This window comes from Corynebacterium sp. LK2537, assembly GCF_040946485.1.
Lineage (GTDB): Bacteria > Actinomycetota > Actinomycetes > Mycobacteriales > Mycobacteriaceae > Corynebacterium.
The window spans coordinates 46969-69362 of the sequence record NZ_JAYWLQ010000001.1 but is presented as its reverse complement, the minus strand read 5'-3'; the positions used below and the strand labels follow the sequence as shown (position 1 = coordinate 69362).

Annotated in this window: 22 protein-coding genes; 18 read left to right on the top strand and 4 right to left on the bottom strand. The window is 66.2% G+C overall.

Features of this window, described 5'->3' with window-relative positions:
- Window positions 1-83 precede the first annotated feature (83 nt).
- The 9 genes from arc (at window position 84) to VVS03_RS00295 (ending at window position 11343) form a co-directional block, all read left to right on the top strand.
- On the top strand, window positions 84-1628 hold the full coding sequence (arc, locus tag VVS03_RS00335) for a proteasome ATPase (RefSeq protein ID WP_368534540.1): 1545 nt from the start codon (window positions 84-86) through the stop codon (window positions 1626-1628).
- On the top strand, window positions 1613-3130 hold the full coding sequence (gene dop, locus VVS03_RS00330; protein WP_368534539.1) for a depupylase/deamidase Dop: 1518 nt from the start codon (window positions 1613-1615) through the stop codon (window positions 3128-3130). The genes arc and dop overlap by 16 nt, the downstream gene beginning before the upstream one ends.
- Window positions 3131-3204: 74 nt before the next feature.
- Window positions 3205-3402 (top strand): ubiquitin-like protein Pup, encoded by a 198-nt coding sequence (locus VVS03_RS00325; protein WP_368519347.1) that lies wholly within the window; start codon window positions 3205-3207, stop codon window positions 3400-3402.
- Window positions 3403-3465: 63 nt separating this feature from the next.
- On the top strand, window positions 3466-4848 hold the full coding sequence (gene pafA, locus VVS03_RS00320) for a Pup--protein ligase (protein ID WP_368534591.1): 1383 nt from the start codon (window positions 3466-3468) through the stop codon (window positions 4846-4848).
- A gap of 68 nt (window positions 4849-4916) precedes the next feature.
- Window positions 4917-5957 carry a helix-turn-helix transcriptional regulator gene (locus VVS03_RS00315; RefSeq protein ID WP_368534538.1) on the top strand — a complete coding sequence of 347 codons (1041 nt, stop codon included), beginning with the start codon at window positions 4917-4919 and terminating at the stop codon, window positions 5955-5957.
- Window positions 5957-6913 (top strand): helix-turn-helix transcriptional regulator, encoded by a 957-nt coding sequence (locus VVS03_RS00310; protein WP_368534537.1) that lies wholly within the window; start codon window positions 5957-5959, stop codon window positions 6911-6913. Before VVS03_RS00315 ends, VVS03_RS00310 begins: the two co-directional genes overlap by 1 nt.
- Window positions 6914-7016: 103 nt before the next feature.
- Window positions 7017-7328, top strand: a complete 312-nt coding sequence (tatA, locus tag VVS03_RS00305) for a Sec-independent protein translocase subunit TatA (RefSeq protein WP_368521139.1) — start codon at window positions 7017-7019, stop codon at window positions 7326-7328.
- Window positions 7329-7560: 232 nt separating this feature from the next.
- Window positions 7561-8544 (top strand): twin-arginine translocase subunit TatC, encoded by a 984-nt coding sequence (gene tatC, locus VVS03_RS00300; RefSeq protein ID WP_368534590.1) that lies wholly within the window; start codon window positions 7561-7563, stop codon window positions 8542-8544.
- Between the two features lie 21 nt (window positions 8545-8565).
- The gene (locus tag VVS03_RS00295; protein ID WP_368534536.1) at window positions 8566-11343 is read left to right on the top strand and encodes a DEAD/DEAH box helicase; all 2778 of its coding nucleotides are present in this window, start codon (window positions 8566-8568) and stop codon (window positions 11341-11343) included.
- A 34-nt stretch (window positions 11344-11377) separates the two neighbouring features.
- Here the strand turns inward: VVS03_RS00295 and VVS03_RS00290 are convergent, their stop codons facing one another.
- Window positions 11378-12073 carry a trypsin-like peptidase domain-containing protein gene (locus VVS03_RS00290; protein ID WP_368534535.1) on the bottom strand — a complete coding sequence of 232 codons (696 nt, stop codon included), beginning with the start codon at window positions 12071-12073 and terminating at the stop codon, window positions 11378-11380.
- Between the two features lie 21 nt (window positions 12074-12094).
- Here VVS03_RS00290 and VVS03_RS00285 point away from each other — a divergent pair, with 21 nt between their 5' ends.
- Together VVS03_RS00285 and VVS03_RS00280 are read left to right on the top strand one after the other, a co-directional pair.
- Window positions 12095-13249 (top strand): M24 family metallopeptidase, encoded by a 1155-nt coding sequence (locus VVS03_RS00285; protein ID WP_368521136.1) that lies wholly within the window; start codon window positions 12095-12097, stop codon window positions 13247-13249.
- Window positions 13246-14055, top strand: a complete 810-nt coding sequence (locus VVS03_RS00280; RefSeq protein ID WP_368534028.1) for an SDR family oxidoreductase — start codon at window positions 13246-13248, stop codon at window positions 14053-14055. The genes VVS03_RS00285 and VVS03_RS00280 overlap by 4 nt, the downstream gene beginning before the upstream one ends.
- Here the strand turns inward: VVS03_RS00280 and VVS03_RS00275 are convergent.
- Entirely contained in the window at window positions 14052-14888 is an 837-nt protein-coding gene (locus VVS03_RS00275; protein WP_368519356.1) for a hypothetical protein, read from the bottom strand. The two genes, VVS03_RS00280 and VVS03_RS00275, sit on opposite strands and share 4 nt — an antisense overlap.
- Window positions 14889-14983: 95 nt before the next feature.
- Between VVS03_RS00275 and VVS03_RS00270 the strand changes: the two genes are divergently transcribed.
- The 4 genes from VVS03_RS00270 to VVS03_RS00255 all read left to right on the top strand — a co-directional run bounded on the left by VVS03_RS00270 (window position 14984) and on the right by VVS03_RS00255 (window position 19311).
- Window positions 14984-15583 (top strand): FxsA family protein, encoded by a 600-nt coding sequence (locus tag VVS03_RS00270; RefSeq protein ID WP_368521134.1) that lies wholly within the window; start codon window positions 14984-14986, stop codon window positions 15581-15583.
- Window positions 15583-17136, top strand: a complete 1554-nt coding sequence (gene lnt / locus VVS03_RS00265; protein WP_368521133.1) for an apolipoprotein N-acyltransferase — start codon at window positions 15583-15585, stop codon at window positions 17134-17136. Before VVS03_RS00270 ends, lnt begins: the two co-directional genes overlap by 1 nt.
- A 16-nt stretch (window positions 17137-17152) precedes the next feature.
- Window positions 17153-18049 carry a polyprenol monophosphomannose synthase gene (locus VVS03_RS00260; RefSeq protein ID WP_368534029.1) on the top strand — a complete coding sequence of 299 codons (897 nt, stop codon included), beginning with the start codon at window positions 17153-17155 and terminating at the stop codon, window positions 18047-18049.
- Window positions 18050-18138: 89 nt separating this feature from the next.
- Window positions 18139-19311 (top strand): ABC transporter ATP-binding protein, encoded by a 1173-nt coding sequence (locus tag VVS03_RS00255; protein ID WP_368519360.1) that lies wholly within the window; start codon window positions 18139-18141, stop codon window positions 19309-19311.
- Window positions 19312-19403: 92 nt separating this feature from the next.
- Here VVS03_RS00255 and VVS03_RS00250 read toward each other — a convergent pair whose 3' ends face one another.
- Window positions 19404-19784, bottom strand: coding sequence for an RNA polymerase-binding protein RbpA (locus tag VVS03_RS00250; RefSeq protein WP_296203648.1), 381 nt, complete (start codon window positions 19782-19784; stop codon window positions 19404-19406).
- Window positions 19785-20096: 312 nt separating this feature from the next.
- Here VVS03_RS00250 and VVS03_RS00245 point away from each other — a divergent pair, with 312 nt between their 5' ends.
- The 3 genes from VVS03_RS00245 to VVS03_RS00235 all read left to right on the top strand — a co-directional run bounded on the left by VVS03_RS00245 (window position 20097) and on the right by VVS03_RS00235 (window position 21275).
- Entirely contained in the window at window positions 20097-20261 is a 165-nt protein-coding gene (locus VVS03_RS00245) for a hypothetical protein (protein WP_368519361.1), read from the top strand.
- Between the two features lie 6 nt (window positions 20262-20267).
- Window positions 20268-20975: a YceI family protein gene (locus VVS03_RS00240; protein ID WP_368519362.1), complete on the top strand. Its 708-nt coding sequence runs from the start codon at window positions 20268-20270 to the stop codon at window positions 20973-20975.
- A gap of 126 nt (window positions 20976-21101) precedes the next feature.
- On the top strand, window positions 21102-21275 hold the full coding sequence (locus tag VVS03_RS00235; RefSeq protein WP_368519363.1) for a hypothetical protein: 174 nt from the start codon (window positions 21102-21104) through the stop codon (window positions 21273-21275).
- Window positions 21276-21865: 590 nt separating this feature from the next.
- On the opposite strand, the gene VVS03_RS00230 is transcribed toward VVS03_RS00235, so the two are convergent.
- Window positions 21866-22393: an SRPBCC domain-containing protein gene (locus VVS03_RS00230; RefSeq protein ID WP_368519364.1), complete on the bottom strand. Its 528-nt coding sequence runs from the start codon at window positions 22391-22393 to the stop codon at window positions 21866-21868.
- Window position 22394 lies beyond the last annotated feature (1 nt).

The window sequence follows — 22394 nt, the reverse complement described above, 5'->3', positions numbered from 1 at the left end:
GAATCTATCCGCGGGGGATAGGCAACCCCGCACAATGTTGGGGCGGATAGTCCGCTCGTCGCTAAAAACGTTAGGGTAGTGACATGGATGACACGAAAGAGTTGCGTCGCCAGATTTCACAGCTGGCCGACCGCAACGCGAAGCTCGCGGAGCTGCTGAAGGATTCGCGCGACAAGCTCGGCCAGCTCGCCGCCGATGTCAACGCCTTGGCCGAGCCGGCCTCGACCTACGGCACGTTCCTGGGCTATAGCCAGACTCCTTCCGGCGGCCGTGAGGAGGCCGAGGTCTTTACCAACGGGCGCCACATGCGCCTGAAAATCTCCCCCGAGGTGGAGCAGGGCTCCCTGCGGGTGGGCCAGCAGGTGCGCATCGGCGATGGCATCGTCGTAGTCGAGGGCGTGGCAGCCCAGCGTACCGGGCACCTGGCCACCGTGTTGGAGCGCCTGGGCCCCGACCGAGCCCTGGTCACCAACGGCCCGGCCGACGAGGAGGTCATCACCCTGGCCGAGTCGCTGCGCGATTCGCTGCGCGCCGGCGATACCGTGCTGGCGGATACGAAGGCCGGCATCGGGCTGGAGGTCGTCGCCAAGACGGAGGTTTCCCAGCTGTCCCTGGAGGAGATCCCCGAGGTCGAGTTTTCTGATATCGGCGGCCTGGACGCGCAGATCACCCAGATCCGGGACTCGGTGGAACTGCCCTTTCTGCACCCGGAGCTCTACCGCTCCTTCGAGCTGCACCCGCCCAAGGGCGTTCTGCTCTACGGCCCGCCGGGCTGTGGCAAGACGCTCATCGCCAAGGCGGTGGCCCACTCCCTGGCGCAGAAGATGGGGGCGGGCGAGCCCAGCTACTTCCTCAACGTCAAGGGGCCGGAGCTGCTCAACAAATTCGTGGGCGAGACCGAGCGCAAGATCCGCCTGATCTTCGAGCGCGCCCGCGAGCTGGCCGGCAAGTCCACCAACCGCCCGGTCATCATCTTTTTCGACGAGATGGAGTCCATCTTCCGCACCCGCGGCTCGGGCGTGTCCTCCGACATGGAGACCACGGTCGTCCCGCAGCTGCTGGCTGAGCTCGACGGCGTGGAGGACCTGCGCAACGTCATCGTCATCGGCGCGACGAACCGCGAGGAGCTTATCGACCCGGCGATCATGCGCCCGGGCCGCCTCGACATCAAGATTCGCGTCAGCCGGCCCAACAAGCAGGGCGCGCGCGAAATCATGCAGCGCCATTTCCCGGAGTCCATCCCGCACGCGGGAGACCGGGAGGCGCTGATCTCGTCGAGCATCGCGGAGCTTTTCGCCCCGCGCCCGTTCGTCAACCTGCACCACGCCGACGACTCGGTGACCACTCTCCATTATCGCGACTTCGTGTCCGGCGCGATGATCGCCAATATCGTGGCCCGTGCCAAGAAGCTGGCCATCAAGGAGTCCCTGGCCACGGGCAAGCAGGCGGCCATCGAGATGCGCCACTTGTCCCAGGCGATCGCGGCCGAGCAGTCGGAGAGCGAGCACGTGCCGACCTCGACCAACCCGGAGGAGTGGGCCAAGATCGTCGGCGGCAACGCCACCGGGCAGCCCATCACGCACGTCGAATTGATTGGATTTAGGAGCCCCACGTGGCACGCCTTCTAGGAACCGAGACCGAATACGCCATCGTGACCCCCGATCGGCCGGATTTCTCGCCGATCGTCTCCTCGACCCACGCGGTGGTCGCCTACGCCGCCCTGCACACCGACGCCCGCACGCGCTGGGACTTCGCCGAGGAGCACCCGCTGCGCGACAGCCGCGGCTTCGACCTCAAGCGCTACCAGACCGTCCCAGTGGTGGACCCGCACGCCATCGGCGTGGCCAACGTGGTCACTGCCTCCGGCGCGCGCTTCTACGTCGACCATGCCCACCCGGAGTATTCCTCGCCGGAGTGCCGGAACGCCTGGGAGGGCATGCTCTACGATGCCGCGGGCGACGTGGTGCTGCGCAAGGCGGCCGCGGCCGTGGCCCAGCTGACGGCACAGGATACCTCGGTCTTAAGTGATCACGAGCCCTGCCCGCCGCTGAAGTTCTACAAGAACAACGTGGACGGCAAGGGGGCATCATACGGCTCCCACGAGAACTACCAGTGGTCGCGCAGCACTGACTTCGATGACCTAGCCCAGGGCCTCATCCCGTTCTTCGTTACCCGGCAGGTTGTTACCGGCGCCGGGCGCGTCGGGCTTGGCCCGGAGGGCGAGGAGCCCGGTTTCCAGATTTCCCAACGCGCGGACTATATCGAGCAGGAGATCTCCCTGGAGACCACGCTCAACCGCGGCATCATCAATACCCGCGACGAGCCGCACGCCGACGCCCACCAGTTCGGGCGCCTGCACGTCATCATCGGCGACGCTAATATGTCGCAGACCTCCAACCTGCTGAAGCTCGGGATGACCTCCCTGGTCATGGACGCCATCGAGGCCGGCGTGGACTTCAGCGATGTGCGCCTGGCCAACCCGGTCGAGGCCGTGAGCACCGTCAGTCGGGACCTGGAGCTCAAGGAGAAGCTGCCGCTGCGCGGCGGCGGCGAGATGACCGCGCTGGAAATCCTGGCCGTCTACCGCTCGCGGGTTAGCGCGGACACCGACGCCGAGCGCGAGGTCTTGCGCCGCTGGGACGAGGTTATCGAGCTACTCGAAGCCGACCCGCTGCAGGCCGCGCACCTGCTGGACTGGGTAGCCAAGTACCGCCTCATCAAGGGCTACCTGGACCGCGGGGTGGCCGCGAATGACCCCAAGCTGGCGCTCATTGACCTGCAGTACACCGACATCGACCCGTCCAAGTCCCTCTACCACGCGCTGGTGCAGCGCGGGCAGCTGCGCACCTTGGTCAGCGAGGAGGAGATCGAGCGGGCCGCCGAGGTTGCCCCGCCGGGTTCCCGCGCGGGGCTGCGGGGAGCGTTCATGCAGCACTACGCCGCCGATCTCATCTCCGCGAACTGGCAGTACGTGGCGATTCGCCAGGGAGATCTGACCGCGCTTTTCGAGCTGGACGAACTCCTAACGGCCGAGCTGGAGACCCGCGAGGCGATAATCCACGGCGAGCTGGGGCTCGACCAGCTCATCTCCCGGCTCAAGGCCGAGGGGATTAGCCCGGAGTACCGTTAGAACTAGTAGCACTAGCGAAGCTTTAGACACACGCACCTTAAAGGCACCGGCCTGGGAAGGGAGAAGACAACACCATGTCACAGCAGAACCAACAGATTCACTCTGGTGGCGGCGACGACCACGATGGCGCCGCCGAAGACGGCGCCTTGGGCTCCGGTCAGGCACAGATTTCGACTACCGGAACCGACGATCTGCTCGATGAGATCGACGGCCTGTTGGAAAACAACGCCGAGGAATTCGTCCGCCACTATGTGCAGAAGGGCGGGCAGTAGCCGGTGAGCCCGCTGTCCACCCACGGCCCGCAGCAGGCGCCCGGGCCCTTCGCGTGCCGGATTATGGGCATCGAGACCGAATACGGGCTGTTTTCCTCGTCGCCGGAGGACCGCCGCGGCCTGGACCCGGATGAGCTGGCGCGCAAGCTCTTCCGCCCGGTGGTGGAGAAGTATTCCTCGTCGAATATCTTTACCGCCAATTCCTCGCGTCTCTACCTGGACGTCGGCTCGCACCCCGAGGTGGCCACGGCCGAGTGCGACAGCCTGACCCAGCTGCTCAACCACGAGCGCGCCGGCGATGCCATCGTCGATGAACTCGCCCGCGCCACCGAGGAGGAACTGCGCGCGAGCGGGGAGGCCAACGCGGTCTACCTGTTCAAGAACAACGTGGACTCGGCCGGCAATTCCTACGGTTGCCACGAGAACTACCTGGTCTCGCGCCACCTCGTGCTCAAGGAGCTGAGCACGGCGCTGCTGCCGTTTTTCATCACCCGGCAGCTCATCTGCGGCGCCGGGCGCATCAAGCCGGCGACGGGGTCTGCTCCCGCGCAGTTCGTGCTCTCGCAGCGCGCCGACCAGGTCTGGGAGGGCATTTCCTCGGCCACGACGCGCTCGCGGCCCATCATCAATACCCGCGACGAGCCGCACGGGGATTCCTCCCGCTTCCGCCGCATGCACGTCATCGTGGGCGATTCAAACATGGCGGAACCGACCTTCGCGCTGAAAGTGGGCTCGGCCCTGCTGATGCTGGAGATGCTCGAGGCCGGCTTCGACGTGCCCAGCTTCGCTATCAACGAGCCCATCGCCCAGATGCGCGCCATCGCCGGCGACCAGACCGGCCAAACCCCGTTAACCCTGGCGGACGGACTCACCATCCCGGCCATTGAGGTGCAGCGCCAGCTGGTTAGCGCCGCCGCGCGCTGGCTGGACGAGCGGCCCGACGAGGGCACGCCGAACAGCGAGATGCGCCGGGTCGTCGACCTGTGGGAGCGCATGGTCACGGCCGTCGAGACGCAGGACTTCAGCCAGGTCGATCAGGAGATCGACTGGGTGATTAAGAAGAAGCTGCTGGACAGCTTCCGGCAGAAGCTGGACTGCGATTGGTCGCACCCCAAGCTGGCGCAGGTCGATCTGACCTACCACGACATCCGGGCAGGGCGCGGGCTCTACAGCGTGCTGAGCCGCCGCGGCCTGGTCCGGCGGTGGACCACGGACGAGGCGATCGCCGCCGCGCGCGAGCAGGCCCCGGCCACGACTCGGGCGGCGATGCGCGGGAAATTCCTGGCCGCCGCGCGGCAGACCGGCGCCAACGTCACCGTCGACTGGACCAAGCTCAAGGTCAATCGGCCCGAGCCCCGCGTCGAGCAGTTCCTCGATCCTTTCGTCGCGGACGATCCCCGGCTTAAACCGCTGCTAGACTACATGCAGGAAAATCGAGGACACTAGGCAGGCACTGCCCAGCCGGCGAAACCGGCCGGCGTGCTCGTGCCACGGGGAAGGAGAGCGGAGAGAACTTGGCTGGTGCTACCGTCACGCAGGGCTCGCGCCGCGACAAGGCCGTCGAGCGTTTGACCAATCTCTGCTTCGCCCTCCACGGTGCCGCCTCGAACGGCGGTAGCCCGGACCGCTCCGCCGCGTGGATCCGCTCCCACGTGGCGGGCTACCAGGACTTGGGCGACGAGGCCTTTCACAAGCAACTCAGCCGCGACATCCGCAGCCTGCAGCGCGCCGGCGTGCCGGTTATCCAGTCCGCGTCCAAAACCAGCGGGGGCCTCGGCGAAGACCGCAGCCAGTCGGTCTACCGCATGCAGCAGGCCGACTACCAGCTGGCCGAGGTCGAGTTCACCCCGGAGGAGGCCATGGTCCTAGGCGTGACCGCCGGAATGGGGCAGCCGGGTGGGCTGAGCTCGTTCTCCTCGTCCGCGTGGACGAAGATCGCGGCCTCCGGGGCTTCCCGCGACCTAAGCGGCGCCCCGGTCTACACCGCGGACAATGACCTGACCCGCCTGGATCCAAACATCGTGCGTGACATCCTGACTACTGTGCGCAAGGGGCTGCGGATCAACTTCACCTACGTGCCAGGACCGCAGCAAAGTGCTCAGTCCCGCTCCATGGACCCGTGGGGGCTGGTGACCCTGCACAACCGCGTCTACCTGGTGGGGTGGGATAACGACCGCGGCGCGCCCCGTGCCTTCCGGCTGCTGCGGGTCACCGAGATCCGCGCGACCCGCCAGGCCCCGGAACACGGCGAGCCCACCCAGTCCCTGCAGGAGGTGGTGGAAGCCTCCCTTAACCGGGACGTCGTCGAGCGCGCCGTCCTGCGCATCCCGGCTGGCCGCGCCGGCGAGCTCGCCGCCCTCGGGGCGCCAGGGCCAGAGGGCACCGTGGTGGTAGAAGAAATCTCGCGCGACTTCCTCGTGCGCACGGCCGCCGGTTACGCCGCGGACGTGGAGGTGCTCGAGCCGGCCAGCGTGCGTGACGACATCGCCGCCCTGCTGCGCGCGGCTGCCGCCACCGCTTCCCAGGACAACCAGGACGAGGAGGCCCGCTACTAATGGCCGACGCACCCCAGAAACTGCACGCCCTGGTCCAGTCCCTGAACTTGATCCCCTATTTCCGCAGCCACCCGAAGGCCACGCTCATGGAGGCCGCCCAGGACCTCGGCATGGACGTGGCCGAGCTCAACAGCGCACTCAACCGCCTGTTTTGTTCCGGGGTGGGGCAGCGCACCGAGGATCTGATCGACATCAGCTTCGGCTACCGCGAGGGCGTGACCATCGTGGACGACCAAGGGCTCAACCAGGCGCTGCGGCTTACCCCCACGGAAGCCGGCGCCCTGCTGCTGACCCTGGAATCGCTGGAGTCCATGCCCGGGCTCATCGACACGGCCGCGGTCCAAAGCGCAGCGGAGAAGGTCCGGGGCATCATGGACGATAAGACCCGCGCTATCTACGACTCCATCGCCCAGCCGGAGGAGGCCGAGTCGGCCGCGCAGGTGGCCGCGGCCCGGGCTATTGAGACCAAGCGGCAACTCCGGCTGCGCTACTGGTCGGCCAGCTCCAACGAGGAGCGCACCCGGACCGTCCATCCGGCCCGCATCTTCATCTTCGACTCGCAGGTTTACCTGGTGGCCTGGGAAGAAGACAAGGGCGAGCACCGGCGCTTCCGCATGGACCGGATCCGCCAGGCCACGGTCCTAGACGAGGAGGCCCAGCCCCATTTGCGGAAGCTGGATTTCGATCCGCGGGACCCCTTCGGGTTGGCGGACAGTGACAGAGCCCATATGGAGCTGAAGAAGGAAGCCACCTGGTTGGCCGATGACTACGACATCCGGTTGGGGGAGGATCTCGGAAACGGCTACGTAGCAGCCTCTATGCCCATCGGATCGGTGGAGTGGTTCGCGCGCTTTGCCATCGGACACGCTGACAGGTTCCGGGTAATTGGCCCAGATTCGGTTAAGAATGCTATTGCGCACGCCAGCGAAGCGGGCCTGCAGAGATATACTGACTAATTAGCCGCTGGCAACCTTTAGCGAGTAACCAGCGAATGCGTTAGGCTCTTAGGGGCAAAATCGCCGCTCCGCGGCGCCTGTGGAGGAGAAAGAGAGAAATACTATGACGGTCGGACCCGCCCAAATTGCCATTATTATTCTGCTGATCGTGCTGCTTTTCGGCGCGAAGAAGCTGCCGGATCTGGCCCGCTCGATGGGTCGTTCGATGCGCATCTTCAAGTCGGAGGTCCATGAGATGGGCAACGACGACCAGCGCTACCAGGACGAGCAGCAGCAGCGCCAGCAACAGCAGGGCCAGATCAGCCAGACCCCGGCTAGCCAGCAGCAGTCGGACGAGGACTTCTGGAACAGCCCGCAGATGCAGCCGCGCTACGACCAGAACAACCAGCAGGCACCGCGTCCTGACAATCAGTAAAGTCCCCACCCGCCCGTTCGCGGGAGCTGTTCGTCTTGTGTCGTGTTAACCAGGAAGTGTTCTAGAAGCGATGTCACCTAGCCCGAAGGGTTCTGAAGGTTCGCGGTCCCTACCGCAACCCAGTGCTCGCGCCGGCGCACCGGCGCGCCGTCAACGGCAGCGCGGGGGCGCGTGGGCACGCCTGAAGAAGGCACAGGAGGCCCGCCGGGCGCGCAAGAACCCGACGGGGGAGATGACGCTCATCGAGCACCTCCAGGAGCTGCGCCGGCGCATTGTCTACTCGCTGCTCGCCCTGGTGGTTGGCACGATCATTGGCTTCCTCTGGTACCAAAACGCCCCGTTCGGCTGGTCCACCCTGGGCGAGATTCTCCGCGAGCCTTATTGCTCTTTGCCAGCGGACAAGCGCGCCGACTTCACCAACGACGGCACCTGCCGCCTGCTGGCCACGACCCCGTTCGAGATGCTCATGCTGCGCATCAAGGTCGGCGCCCTGGCCGGCGCGGTCATCTCTTCGCCCGTCTGGCTTTACCAGGTGTGGGCGTTTATCGTGCCGGGCCTGCACAAGAAGGAAAAGCGCTACACCTTCATGTTCGTCAGCGTCGCCGGGGTGCTCTTCGTCGCCGGCGCCGCGCTGGCGTATTTCGTCCTCTCCGAGGGCCTGGAATTCCTGATGTCCGTCGGCGCGGAATACCAGACCGCCGCGCTGACCGGTAACGAGTATTTCGGTTTGATGCTGACCATGCTCATCCTCTTCGGCATCGCCTTCGAGGTCCCGCTGATCATTATCGCGTTGAACCTGGTGGGCGTGCTCGAGTACGAGCACGTCAAGGGCAAGCGCCGCATCCTGTTCATCATCGTGATGATCATCTCCGCCTTCATCACCCCGGCCGATCCTTACTCGCTCATTGCCTTGTCCGCGGCCCTGTGGATCCTCATCGAGTCGGCCTTCCAGTTCTGCCGCATCAACGACAAGCGCCGCAACCGCCAGCGTCCGGAGTGGATGGACCTAGACGATGAGCAGGCCTCGCCGCTGGGGTCCGGCCCGGGTGCGGTGGGGCCGGCCGAACCGGTGCCCGCGCCCACCCCGGTCAACCCGCCGAGCAGCCATCCCAGCGCCCCGGCGCCCGCGCGTCCGTTAAGCGCGCAGCCGCAGCAAGGCAGCCGCCAGGCCCGCCCGCAGCAGCCGCAGGCCGGCTTCTTCGACGACGTGCTCTAGGGCCGGGTAAGCTGGGCGGCTATGACGCAGTCGCATCTGGAATACTTCTCGCACAACCTGTCCTATTCGCTCGATGAATTCCAGCTACTCGGCTGCCAGGCGGTAGAGCGCGGAAGCGGCGTGCTGGTCTGCGCGCCGACCGGCGCCGGCAAAACCGTCGTCGGCGAATTCGCGGTCTCCCTGGCGCTGTCCCGGGGGACTAAGTGCTTTTACACCACCCCGATTAAGGCGCTGAGCAACCAGAAGTACCACGACCTGGTCGACCAGCACGGCGAGGACGCCGTCGGCCTGCTCACCGGGGATGTCTCCATCAACGGCGACGCGGAGATCGTCGTGATGACCACCGAGGTGCTGCGCAACATGATCTACGCGAAGTCGCCCGCGCTGGATCGCCTCAGCCACGTGGTCATGGACGAGATCCACTTCTTGGCCGACGCCTCCCGCGGCGCGGTTTGGGAAGAGGTGATTCTCAACCTGGAGGAGTATGTCTCCATCATCGGGCTGTCTGCCACGGTGTCGAACTCGGAGGAGTTCGGACGCTGGCTGCGCGCCGTGCGCGGCGAGACTGAGGTCATCGTCTCCGAGCACCGCCCGGTGCCGCTGGATCAGTGGATGATGATCGGCCGCCAAGTCTACTCGCTCTTCGAACCCGGCACCGACGGGGAGGTCAACCACGAGCTTCTCCGCCGCGTCCGCCGGCTGGAGGCCGGGGATACGGACGAGGGCCGGGCCGATTACCAGTCGGGGAAGGGCTTTCGGGCGCGCTCGGGCGGCGGCCGCAGCGGCGCACGACGCCCCCAGGACCGCTACCGCCCGTTGGGCCGCCCGGAGGTGCTGAAGGCTCTGCAGGGCAAGGACATGCTGCCGGCGATTACCTTCATCTTCTCCCGGGCCGGCTGCGACGGCGCGCTCTACCAGTGCCTGCGCTCCCGGATGAGCCTGACCACCCCGGAGGAGGCCGCCGAGATTATCGAGACGGTCAACGCCGGCGTCGAGGGGATCCCGGAAGAGGACCTGGAGGTGCTGAACTTTAAGTCCTGGCGCACAGCTTTGAGCCGCGGTTTCGCCGCCCACCACGCCGGGATGCTGCCGGCCTTCCGCCACATCGTCGAAGACCTCTTCGTCCGCGGGCTGGTGCGCGCGGTCTTCGCCACGGAGACGCTGGCGCTGGGCATTAACATGCCGGCGCGCACGGTGGTGCTGGAAAAGCTCATCAAGTTCAACGGCGAGGCCCACGTGGACCTCACCCCGGGCCAGTACACGCAGCTGACCGGACGCGCCGGCCGCCGCGGCATCGACACGCTGGGCAACGCGGTAGTCCAGTGGGCCCCGGCGATGGACCCGCACTACGTCGCGGGTCTGGCCTCCACGCGCACCTACCCGCTGGTCTCCACCTTCGAGCCCGGCTACAACATGGCCATCAACCTGCTGGGCATGCTCGGATTCGAGGATTCGCTGCGCCTGATGGAAAAGTCCTTCGCGCAGTTCCAGGCCGACGGCTCCGTGGTCGAGGAAACCCGCGAGGTCGAAAAGGCCGAGCACCGCGCCCGCCAGCTGCGCGAGCAGCTCGACGAGTTAATCAGTGCGCTGGCCCCGCCGGCCAGCGATCCCGCCACCGCCCGCCAGGAGCTGCTGGACTTTATCCAGCTGCGCCAGGAGCTGACCGCGGAGGAACGCTCCTCCCAGGTCAGCGGCAAGCAAGAACGCTCCAAAGAGGTCACCACGGTCCTGGCTAAGCTGCAGGTCGGCGACGTCATCGCCCTGGCCACCAAGAAGCAGCCGTTGCTGGCGGTGGTCAATACGCCCGCCAACCAGACCAAGGATCCGCGCCCGTGGGTGACCACGGAAGGCGGCTGGTCGGGCCGTATCGATGCCTCCGGGATCGCCAACCCGCCCATCCTCGTCGGCCACATGAAGCTGCCTAGGCGCGTGACCAAGGCGCCGCGCAAGTCCGCGGGCTATGTGCAGAAGCTTCTCCAACGCAACAAGTACCCGCGGCCGAAGAAGATGCGCCTGACCCCGCGCCACCGGCCCAACAAGAAGGTGGGTCAGCTGCGCGATGCCATCCGGCAGCACCCAGTCCACGCCTGGCCGGCCACGGACCGGGAGCAGCTGGCCAGCATGGCCCACAAGCTGGCCCGGCGCGAGAAGGACGCCGAAAAGCTGCGCGCCAAGATCACCCAGGCCACCGACACCCTGGGCCGCACCTTCGAGCGCATCGTCGACCTGCTGTCGGAGATGGACTACGTCGAATTCGTCGGCGCGGGCGAGGACCGGCACCCGGAGATCACCGACGAGGGCGAGCGCCTGGCCAAGATCCACAACGAGTCAGATCTCCTGGTCGCGCAGTGCCTCAAGCGCGGGATCTGGAACGACCTGGACCCGGCGGAGCTGGCCGGCGTGGTCTCCCTGTGCACCTTTGAAAACCGCAAGGCCACCCGCGGCGAGCCGGAGGCCGCCACCGACGCGATGGCCGACGCGATGAACGCCACCTGGCGCATCTACACCGAGCTGGTCGCCGACGAGCAGCGCCACCGCCTGCCGGTCACGCGCGAGCCGGAGGCCGGCTTCGCCCTGGCCATGCACCAGTGGGCCGCCGGCGCCCCGCTGGGCTACTGCCTGGCCGCGGCTGCCGAGTGCGGCGCGGAGCTAACCCCCGGCGATTTCGTGCGCTGGTGCCGCCAGGTGGTGGATCTGCTCCAGCAGGTCGCCAAGACCGGCTACGAGGACGGTATCCGGGCCAACGCCCGCCGGGCCATGGACGCCATCCAGCGCGGCGTGGTGGCCATCGGCGCTTAAGGCCTCACCGGCGACGCGCTATAGCCCTCGGTTCCTATACAGCCCGTGGTTCGGCGCACAGAGCCTCGGCAGCGGCGCGGATGGCCGGCAGGTGCGGTGCGAGGACGTTGACGGTCGCGACTCCGAGGTTGGTCCCGAAGGGATCCGCGATTAGTGACTGCGTGGCGACGATCGTGCCGTCCGCGATGACCGGTCCGCCGGAGTCTCCCTTGACCGCCGGTGGAGCGTTGCGCACCAGGGCCGCGGGCCGCACGACGGTGCGCAGGTTGCGCCCGATCGCTACGGGAAGGCCGAAGAGGACCCGCCCCCAGCGGGGTTGGGCCTCCTGGCGCCCGGTGGCCCCGCCCAGCCCTCCGAAGCCGTAGGTGGTGACCTCCTGGCCCCACTGCGGCCGAGCCGCAGACAGGCCGAGCAGCGCGGGGACTTCTACTGGGTGGTGCAGGAGGGCGAGGGCACAGTCGCTGCCGTCGATGGTGCGCACCGCCAAGATCCGGCGGCGCCACTTCTTGCCGCCGCTAAACCCGTTGACGTGGTACCCGCGCCGCGGGGCAGTGCGGAAGAAGTGCGCGCAGGTCAGCACCAGGCGCGTGCTTCTGGGCCCGGCAGCAGAATGAACGGTGCCGCTGTGGGGCTCGGCGATGAGCACGCCGGTGCAGACCCGGTTGCGCTCGTTAAGGCGCACGGTGGTGGAGCTGGCAATTTCTTCCCACTGGTCGAAGGAGTCATTCATGGGCGGTTACACTGTTGTCCTATGAGTGAAAATTCTTCTGCTTTCCCTTCCGAAGTCTATCGAAACCGGATCACTGCGGCGCAGCAGCAGGCGCGCGCCAACGACGTGGCCGCGCTGGTGATTAGCCCGGGCGCCGAGTTCGCCTATTTCACCGGCTCCTGGATGAGCTCGCACGAGCGTTTTAGCGCCCTGGCCATCCCGGCCGAGGGGGAGGCCTTCCTGCTGGCGCCGGCCACCGATGGCGCGGAGCTGGCCGCCGCCCCGGTCGCGGAGCTCAACTTGGCCTTCCACGGCTGGCAGGATGGCACCAACGCCCACGCGCTGGCCGCGGAGAAGCTGCGTCAAGCCCACGCGGCGGTAGCCGAAGACGGCGCGCGCCTGGCGGTTTCCGGCGTTATGGACGCCGCGCACCTGTTGGGCCTGCAGGCCCAGTTCCCGTCCGCGCAGTGGGTGGCGGCCGACCAGGTTATCGGCGCGCTGTTCTCCCGCAAGGACGGCGAGGAGATAGCGCAGCTGCGCGCGGCCGCGCTGGCTATCGATGCCGTCCACGCCCGCGTGCCCTCGCTGCTGCAGCCCGGTGTGACCGAGCAACAGGTCGCCGACCAGCTCACCGAACTCATCCTGCAGGAGCACGACGCGGTCGACTTCGTCATCGTCGGCTCGGGCCCCAACGGCGCGAACCCCCACCACAGCTTCTCCGAGCGCGTGCTTAACGAGGGAGAGCCGGTCGTCGTGGACATCGGAGGCACCTTCGGGGCCGGCTACCACTCGGACTGCACCCGCACCTACGTTGTCGGCGGCGACGTCTCCCGCGCGCCGGAGGACTTCCAGGACGCCTACGAGGTGCTGCGACAGGCCCACGCCGCCGGCATGGAGCAGGCCCGCCGCGGGGCCACCGCGGGCAGCGTCGACGACGCCTGCCGCCAGATCATCGCCGAGGCCGGCTGGGGCGAGTACTTCACCCACCGCACCGGGCACGGCATCGGCCTATCCACCCACGAGGAACCCTTCATCGCCGCCGGCAACGATCTGGAGCTGGCCGAGTCCATGACCTTCTCCATCGAGCCCGGCATCTACAAGGAGGGCGAATGGGGCATGCGCCTGGAAGACATCGTCACCATTAACGGCGACGGCGTGGCCGAGAGCCTGAACGAGGGCGAGCGCGGCCTGCGATGAGCGCGCAGAACAACACCGCCGGCCAGGCAAGTACGTCTCCCCAGATCCCGGGCGCAGTCCTGGTGCTGGGCGGGCGCTCGGATATCGGCACGGAGATCGCCGCGCTGCTCGCCCCTGGGCGCCGGGTGGTGCTTGCCGCCCGCGGGGACGAAGGCATCGATAAGCAGTGCTCCCGGCTGCGGGCTGCCGGCGCGAGCGAGGTGGACTTCCTCGACTTCGACGCGCTGGACATGGACAACCACCGCGCCGTGGTGCGCCGCGCCCGTGAAGTCGCTGGCGAGATCACCACGGCGGTGGTGGCCTTTGGCATCTTGGGAGATCAGGACCGCGCCGAGACCGACGAGGCCCACGCCGCCCATATCGTCCAGCTGGACTACACCGCGCAGGTCTCCATGCTGACCGTGCTCGCCGACGAAATGGAACGCGGGCATATCGTGGCCTTTTCCTCCATCGCGGGCTGGCGCGCCCGCCGGGCCAACTACGTCTACGGCTCCACGAAGGCCGGCCTGGACGCCTTCTGCCAGGGGCTGGCGGACCGACTGCACGGCGGGCCCTTGGCGCTGATCACGGCCCGGCCCGGCTTCGTCATCGGCTCCATGACCGAGGGCATGAAACCCGCGCCGCTGTCCGTAACCCCCGACGTGGTGGCGCGCTACGTCGTCGACGCCATCGGTGGGGAGGCGGACAAGGCCGCAGCCGGTGGCGCCTTGACCAGTCGGACACTGTGGATCCCCGGCACGCTGCGCCTCCTGGCGTGGGTGATGGCCCTGGTACCGCGCCCCATCTGGCGGCACATGCCGCGCTAGTCCATGGGGCTGATGATGCCCTCCGGGCTGACCGCGCTGGCGTCGAAGATGAACCCGCGGGGAGCCAGGACGCGCAGCACGACGTCGGCGTCGCCCTCGGCCAGGCCGTGCAGGACGAGCCCGCCGAAGGGCGTGACGGTAATCGGCACGCCCAGGTGGCCCAGCAGCGTGGCGTACTCGGCCGGCAAAACACCCTCGGGCAGGGCAGTGCCCAGATCCACGAGGCCGTCGTCGCGGTGATCGCCCAGCCAACCGATGGGCCCGACCGAGCCGGTATCCGTGTTGGCATCACCCGTGCCGGCCCCGCCAGCCATATCGGCGGCGTCGGCGGCTTCTTGCTGAAGAAGCTCCCGGACGTGCTCCCAGGCATCCTCCTGGGCAGCGTGGCTGGCCAGTTCCTCAGCGCCGCGGAAGACGGTAAAGGAAGACCCGGCTAAGGCTACCCGGAAGCGGGCCGGCACAACCTGCAACGGCTCGTCCCCAGCGCCGATGGCCACGCGGGCGCTACCGGGCGGACCAACGGCCCCGTCCTCGGCCAAGCGGTCGGCGAGCCCGCGGGCGAATTCGCGGGCGGCATCAGACAGGGGAGAAGCCAGAATTTGATGCGCGCTGCCCGGCCACGACAGCTGGCCCAGGCCGTGCGCTACGGCCTCCTGATCCTGGATGCCGTGCAGGGCCACGCGGCTCCACGCACCCAGGTAAACCTTGCCGTCGGCAAAGTCGTAGGCCGTTTTCCCGAGCGCAAACCAGTCGTCCGAGCGGGTAAGCCCGCCGGGGATGAGGGTATCAGCGGACGGCGCGGAACCTGAGTGGGAGAAATTCAGCAATGCCATAGGCAGTAGTCTAATTGCCGCCGCCGTGGGTGAGTCTCATCGCCGCCTTCGCGCCTGTTCCACATTGTCCAGTCAGGCAGGTAGGCTAGGGAATTATGCCGTTTCTGCTGTTTGTTGCCTACCTGGTTTTAGAAACCCTGACGTTTTGGGCTGTGGTCTCGCTCATTGGCGTGGGCTGGGCGCTGGTCGCTTTGTTCGCCACGATGTTCTTCGGGATGTCGATCGCCGGTTGGGAGGCCCGCCGGATCATGAGCTCCAAGGTGGTGCGCCAAGAGGACGGCACCGCCGTTATGCAGGACGATACCCCGGGCAAGACCGCCGGCAACGTCGGCCTGACCATGGTCGGCGGCATCCTGCTCACCCTGCCGGGATTTTTCACCACGCTGGTGGGCCTGCTCTTCCTGTTCCCGCCGACCCGGGCGCTGCTGCGCGGCTTCATCGCCTTCCGCCTGCTGCGTTCGGTGGAGAACTTCGGCGTGCGCCTGTATGACCGCAGCCCGATGTCGCAGCAGCATGACAGCTACGGCAGCTTCGGCGGGCCCGCGGGCGGCGCCGGCGCGTCGCACGAGCCGACCGTGCTCGAGGAAGAAGAGATCCGCCGCTGGTCCGAAAACGCTAACCCGTCCGACGTTGGAGAGCCGGATTCGGGGAATACAGGCGACGAGGACGGCTCGCAGCCGGGGGATAAGCGCTAGTGTGGCGACTGCTCGCCCGGTGGCTGCTGGCAGCCGGGTCGGGGGCGGTGGTCTATACCGGTTATGCCCCGCTGAATTGGTGGCCCATGGCCTGCGTGGGCATCGCGTTGTTCTATTTCAGCCTGTCCCCATGGCGCGGGGAGCGCGTCTCGCTGCGCTTGGGCGCGGGGCTGGGGTTCGTCCACGGTTTCGCCACCTACGCGCTGCTGCTGCCGTGGATCGGGGAGCTGGTAGGTAACACGCCCTACCTGGCCCTGGCGGCGGCGCTGAGCCTCTATGCCATCCTGACCGGGCTGTGTGGGGCAGCGGTAGCTCGCTGGCGCTTCGGATTCCTCGCCTTCCCCTTCGTGTACTTGGCGGTGGAATTCGTCCGCTCGTCCGTGCCCTTCGGCGGCTTTGCCTGGGTGCGCCTGGCGTGGGGGCAGGTCAACGGGCCGCTGGCGCAGTTGGTGCAGTGGGGCGGACCCGCGCTGGTGACGGTGGCGGCCAGCCTGATTGGCACGAGCCTCGTGGCGGTCTGGTCGCGGCGCCACGCCGTTCGTTTCACGGCCCTAGGCGTCATCGTGGCGGTTGTTGCCGCCAGCTTCGTTGCCGGCTGGACCCGCGGCATGGCCGGCGAAGAGACCGGGCGGGTGACCGTGGCGGCCGTGCAGGGCAACGTTCCGCGGATGGGCCTGGATTTTAACGCCCAGCGCCGCGCGGTCCCCAACAACCACGTGCGGGTAACCAAGCAGCTGGCCGACGACGGCCACGAGCCGGACCTGGTCATCTGGCCGGAGAATTCCTCCGACGTCAACCCCTTCACGGACGAGGAAGCGCGTGCTGCCATCGAGGGCGCGGTCGAGGCCGTCGGCGTACCGATTATGGTCGGCACCTTGACCTACGACGAGGTTGGCGCCCGCAACACCATGCAGGTCTTCGAGCCCGGCGGGCACTCCGGCGACCGGCACTATAAGAAGTACCTGCAGCCATTCGGCGAGACCATGCCCATGCGGGATTTCTTCGCCAAGCTGTCCGACTACGTCGAGCTCGCCGGCGACTTCAAACCCGGCAACGGCAACGGCGTGGTGAGCATGGCCGGAGTCGCAGTCGGCGTGGCAACCTGTTACGAAGTCATCTTCGACCAGGCTTTCCGCACCGCGGTGCAGTCCGGCGCGCAGATTCTAACCACCCCGACCAACAACGCCACTTTCGGTTTTTCCGACATGACCTACCAGCAGCTAGCCATGAGCCGCATGCGGGCGCTGGAAACCGACCGCGCGGTGGTGGTCCCGGCGACCTCCGGTGTCTCCGCCATCGTTCACCCGGACGGGAAGGTCAGCCAGGAGTCGAATATCTTCGAGGCCAAATACCTGGTCGAGGACCTGCCACTGCGCAGCGGCGAGACGCTTGCGGTACGCTTTGGTTCGATCCTGGAACTGGCCATGGTTATTATTGGTGGAGTATTAGCGCTGGCTGCCCTGATCTCTGCCGGATCCCGGCGGTCGGCCGCCGCGAGCCCCACGGCCGCAAGGGCGAAGAAGAACACCCGCTCCACGCGGGCCAAGAAATAGAAGGAGTCTCCCACTCGTGACCGCTAACTCAGCGTCGACGCTGGTCATCATCCCCACCTTCAACGAGCTGGAAAACCTCCCGCTCATCACCGGCCGCGTGCGTTCCGCCACCCCGGACGTCCACGTCTTGGTTGTGGACGATAACTCCCCGGACGGCACTGGCGACCTGGCCGATGAGCTGGCCGCTAAGGATGAGAACCTTCATGTGCTGCACCGCGAGGGCAAGGGCGGCCTGCTGGGCGCCTACCTCGCCGGCTTCGAGTGGGGCCTAGAGCGCGACTACCAGGTCCTGTGCGAGATGGACGCGGACGGCTCCCACGCCCCGGAGCAGCTGCACCTGCTGCTGGAAGCTATCGATGACGGCGCCGACCTGGTGATCGGCTCCCGCTACATCCCGGGCGGCGAGACCGTCAACTGGCCGGCCTCCCGCGAGTACCTGTCCCGCCTGGGCAACATCTACATCTCGGTGGCCCTGGGCGCCGGTCTGTCGGACATGACCGCCGGCTACCGCGCCTTCCGCCGCGAACTGCTGGAGGCCCTCGACTTCGACGAGCTGTCGAACGCCGGCTACATCTTCCAGGTGGACGTCGCCTTCCGCGCCGTCAAGATGGGCTTCGACGTCCGCGAGGTGCCGATCACCTTCACCGAGCGCGAGTACGGCGAGTCCAAGCTCGACGGCTCCTTCGTCAAGGATTCTCTCTTCGAGGTCACCAAGTGGGGCGTGCAGCACCGCGCGGAGCAGGCCGGCAACGTCGCCCACGAGACCGGGCGCATCGCCCAGCAGACTCTCAAGGAGATCGGCGCCTACGACCTGCCGCACAAGGCGGGCAACAAGCTGCGTTGGCTCGGCAACTTCGGCGAGGAGCTGGGCAACCTGGCCAAGCACCAGTGGAAGGCCATGCGGCGCGGCTAGCGCGGGGCTTGCTATGGGCGCGGTAGTCTAGTCAAAAGTTATTTTCCACTCGGATCGTTCGGCACGTACCTGCCGATGGAGGAGACACCATGGCTACCGTGAGCTTTAAACACGCCAGTTTGACCTACCCGGGCGCACAAGCGCCGTCCGTGGACGACTTCGACTTGGAGATCGCCGGCGGCGAGTTCCTCGTCCTGGTCGGCCCATCGGGCTGCGGCAAATCGACCACGCTGCGCATGCTGGCGGGCCTCGAAGAGGTCACCTCGGGCAGCATCTTCATCGGTGACAAGGACGTCACCAGCCTTGACCCGCGCGAGCGCGATATCGCCATGGTCTTTCAGAACTACGCGCTCTATCCGCACATGAGCGTGCGCGACAACATGGGCTTTGCCTTGAAGCTGGCCGGGGAGTCGAAGGAAGAGATCAACCGCCGCGTCGACGAGGCCGCCCAGACCTTAGGCCTGGTCGATCTGCTGGACCGGAAGCCGAAGGCGCTGTCGGGCGGCCAGCGCCAGCGCGTGGCCATGGGCCGCGCCATCGTGCGCAACCCCCAGGTCTTCCTCATGGACGAGCCATTGTCGAACCTGGACGCCAAGCTGCGCGTGCAAACGCGCACTCAGATCGCGGCCCTACAGCGCCGCCTTGGCGTGACCACCGTCTACGTCACCCACGACCAGACGGAGGCGCTGACCATGGGCGACCGCATCGCCGTCCTCAACGGCGGCGTGCTCGAGCAGGTCGGCACCCCGCGTGAGCTCTACGAGGCCCCACAGACCACCTTCGTGGCCGGCTTCATCGGCTCTCCGGCCATGAACTTGGGCCGGTTCACCGTCGACGCCCAAGGCCGCGCGTCCTCCGGTGAGGCCTGGATCCAACTGCCTGACGATGCCGCCCAGGCCCTGGCCGATGCCGGAGAGAAGCAGGTCATCCTGGGCGTGCGTCCCGAGGCCCTGCAGTTGGTCGCACAGGGCGAAGAGGAGGCCTCCCGCAGCGCCTATATCCCGTTCGACCTGGAACTGGTCGAGGAACTCGGCGCGGATTCCTACCTCTACGGCCAGATCCCGGGCGGCAGTGAGCTCAGCTCGGGGGCCACGACAGAGGAGGCCGCCTCGCCCACGGGCAACGAGCTAGTCATGCGCGCCAAGCCGCGGACCGCGCCGGAAAAGGGCAGCCGGGTCGTGGCCACCGTGGACCACAACCAATTGCATTGCTTCAGCGTGACTACGGGTAAGCGCATCAATAGCGCGGCCACCGTGAAATAGACGCGCAAAGAAAAACCGCCGGCCCTGAACCCTTCTGGATCAGTGGCAGGCGGTTTTTCTATGGCTCGGGGAGTGCTCGCCCGGGCGAGGAGTTACTTCTTATCCTTCTTTTCCTGCTGCTCGCGCAGCAGGCGGGCAGCGGAACGACGGCGCTTGCGCAGCTGCTGGATGCGCTCTTCGAGGAGCTCGTCCAGCTCGTCCAGGGAGCGGCGTTCGCACAGCATGTCCCAGTGGGTGCGCGGCGGCTTAGCCGGCTTGGACTCCACGCCCTCGCCCTCGACCAAGGTGCCTACCTTGCCGTTCTTGCACATCCACTCCTCGGGGATTTCTGCGTCATCGGCAAAGGGGACCTCGTAAATGTCGCCATCTTCGGTGCGGTACTTCACCATCTGGCGGGGCGCAAGGTCGTGGTCGCGATCTGTTTCGTAGCTAACGGCGCCCATTCGGCTGCCACGGAGTACGCGATCTGCCATGCAACATCATCCTTTACTAAATTTACCTATGAAGGTGCGGGGAGATTACTATTCCCGCGTCCAGTCCTAACAGTATAACGAAGAACGCGGTGTGATTGTTCCCAGGTAGGGGTTAATGGGCTAAGGTGGATTACCGTGATGCGTACTTCGGCTCATTCCCGCACAAAGATCACTTGTCAGTGGTGCAATAAGGAAATGGACCAAAACGGCAGGGGGCGACCCCGGAAGTTTTGCAGCGCGGCCTGCAAGCAGCGCGCTTACGAGCAGCGCAACGCGGTCTCGGGGACTACAATCCCGGAGGACGCGATTATCATGTCGCCCAAGAGCGCGGCCGAACTTGCCGATGGCTTGTTCGAGCTGCGCTGCGGGGCGCAGGATATCCAGACCGCCGTCCAGGAGGGTGCCGAAGCCAGCGAAATCAGCCAGTTATGCGAAGAGATGGTGGCCTTGGCCCGCCACCTAGAGGAGTTAAGGTAAAACGCCATGTTAAAGAAGCTTTTCTACAACCGGACTCTGGTGATCAGCGTCTTCGTAATCCTCATTATCGGGCTGACCATCGTGGGCCTGGGCCCGCTGATCTACTCGATGATCGCTGGCCCCGGAGTGACCACCGAGCCGCTCGATGACTCCCGGGCGAAGGAGGCCAGCACCGACGTCAACGGCCAGTGGCGCGTTGGCGACGGAACGGCCCCGAATCTTACCTCCGTGGGCTTTAGCTTCAACGAGGTGCTACCGGCAGAACGCCGCCTGACTTCGGGCTCGACCACGGCCGTCGACGGCGAGATCGAGGTCACCGACCAGGAGGTGACCGAGGGCTCCATCAAGGTGCTCATGGAGGAGTTGACCACCGATAAGAAGGTGCGCGACCAGAACATGAAGTCCAAGCTCTTCGAGACCGATAAGTTCCCCGAGGCCTTCTTCAAGCTGACGGCGCCGGTAGACCTGTCTGGCGTGCCGGAGGACGGCACCAAGGGGAAGGTCACCATGGAAGGGGAGCTGACCATCAAGGACGCTACCCAGGAAATCAAGCAGGACTTCGACGTCCTCCGCGACGGCGAGCACCTGGTTATCGGCGGTACCATCCCAATCAACCGCCTTGACTACAACGTGAAAACCCCGGAGTTCCTGGCCGCCAAGGTGGCCGAGGAGGGCGACGTGAACATCCTTATCTCCTTCGAGAAGCAGGATTAGTTCCTTTCGCAAACTAAGTAATTTACGGACAAAGCTCCGCTCTTCGCCACTTAACCCAATACATCGACCACAGTCAGAGCCCGCCGCATAAGTTGCGGGCGCCACACGAGAACGAGAGGATCCACAATGTTGACCGAACGCATGATTCCGATGCTGTGGTTCCGCCTCGTGGTGGTCATCGGCTTCGCCATCTTCGTGGCCACGCAGAAGATGTGGCTCGTCATGGTCATCGCCATCGCGCTAGCTGGCCTGACCGGCTGGCAGCTCCAGCAGGCCTACCAGAACAAGAAGAAAAAGTAGCGCGCCCGCCATACCGGGGCCCGGGAGATCTGCCGGAGGCATGCCGAAGGCCTCCCGGATATCAAATAGGGATCCGGCGCCGACAGGGTGATCGGTCGTCCCCCCTGATATTCCCGCTATTAAAGTCACAGTGACGTTAATAGGGCGAACTTCCCCCCCTAGGGGTGAAGGGGTCTAGATCTGCGGATCTCCTGCGGAATAGGTCATGAGACCGAGGTTGTCCACGAGAGCTTAGGGGCTAAGAAGGCTGCCGCCCGGGCTCGGTAAGGCACGGAGATGTCCGCAGGACCCTGCGTCCCAATTTGGATGGCTTACGACTTAGCCGGGCCAACGAGCGTCACAGGAGCATTGGCGGCGTCGAGTGCCACGAAGAGGTTGTCGGCGTAGTGACACTGAGAGTCGCAACAAGCGACCGTCGTTGACGAGTCCGTAGAACCGAACCGGGCTAGCCTTGGTGAACGCCCGATATACGTTATTGTCCGATAATGTACATTATGTCATTTTAGATCCGGGGCCACTCCCCGCCATTTCTACAAACGGCGGTATTGCGTGCCGGCGGCTTGCGGCACGCAGTCGCCCAAGTGGTTGGCCTACTGGTTGTTGTCGAGCGTGTAGTACTCGGACTGGTTCGGGTAATAGCTTTCCCATTCCAGGATGTCCGGGTCGTCGCCGGAGACTGCGGCCATGAGGCGGTCCAGCAGGAACTCCCACATCGGTCCGATGAACTCCGCGCGGTCCTCGAGGCCGGCCAGGCCGTGGCGCAGTTCGAGCTCGGAGCCATCCGGGGTGTCCGTCAGGCGCAGATCCATCCAGGCGTTCGGGCGGTTGGCGAAGCTGACCTCAAAGCGCAGGTATTCCGGCTTCACCTTCTCGGTGACCTCGATGTGGACATCCTTGGTGCGGCCGACGTGGTCGACCAAGTAGCACGGGTGGCCCTCGGGGCTGTCGGACTCCTTGGTCCACTCCCCGTGCCAACGACCCAGATCCTTGGTGTCCGTCAGGTAGCCCCAGATCACGGACGGGCCCTGGTGAAATTCCCGCTCAATCACTAGCTCCGGGCCGCCGTCGGCGTCCTCGATCTCCCCTGTCGGGTCGTAAAAATCCAGTTCTTGACTCATT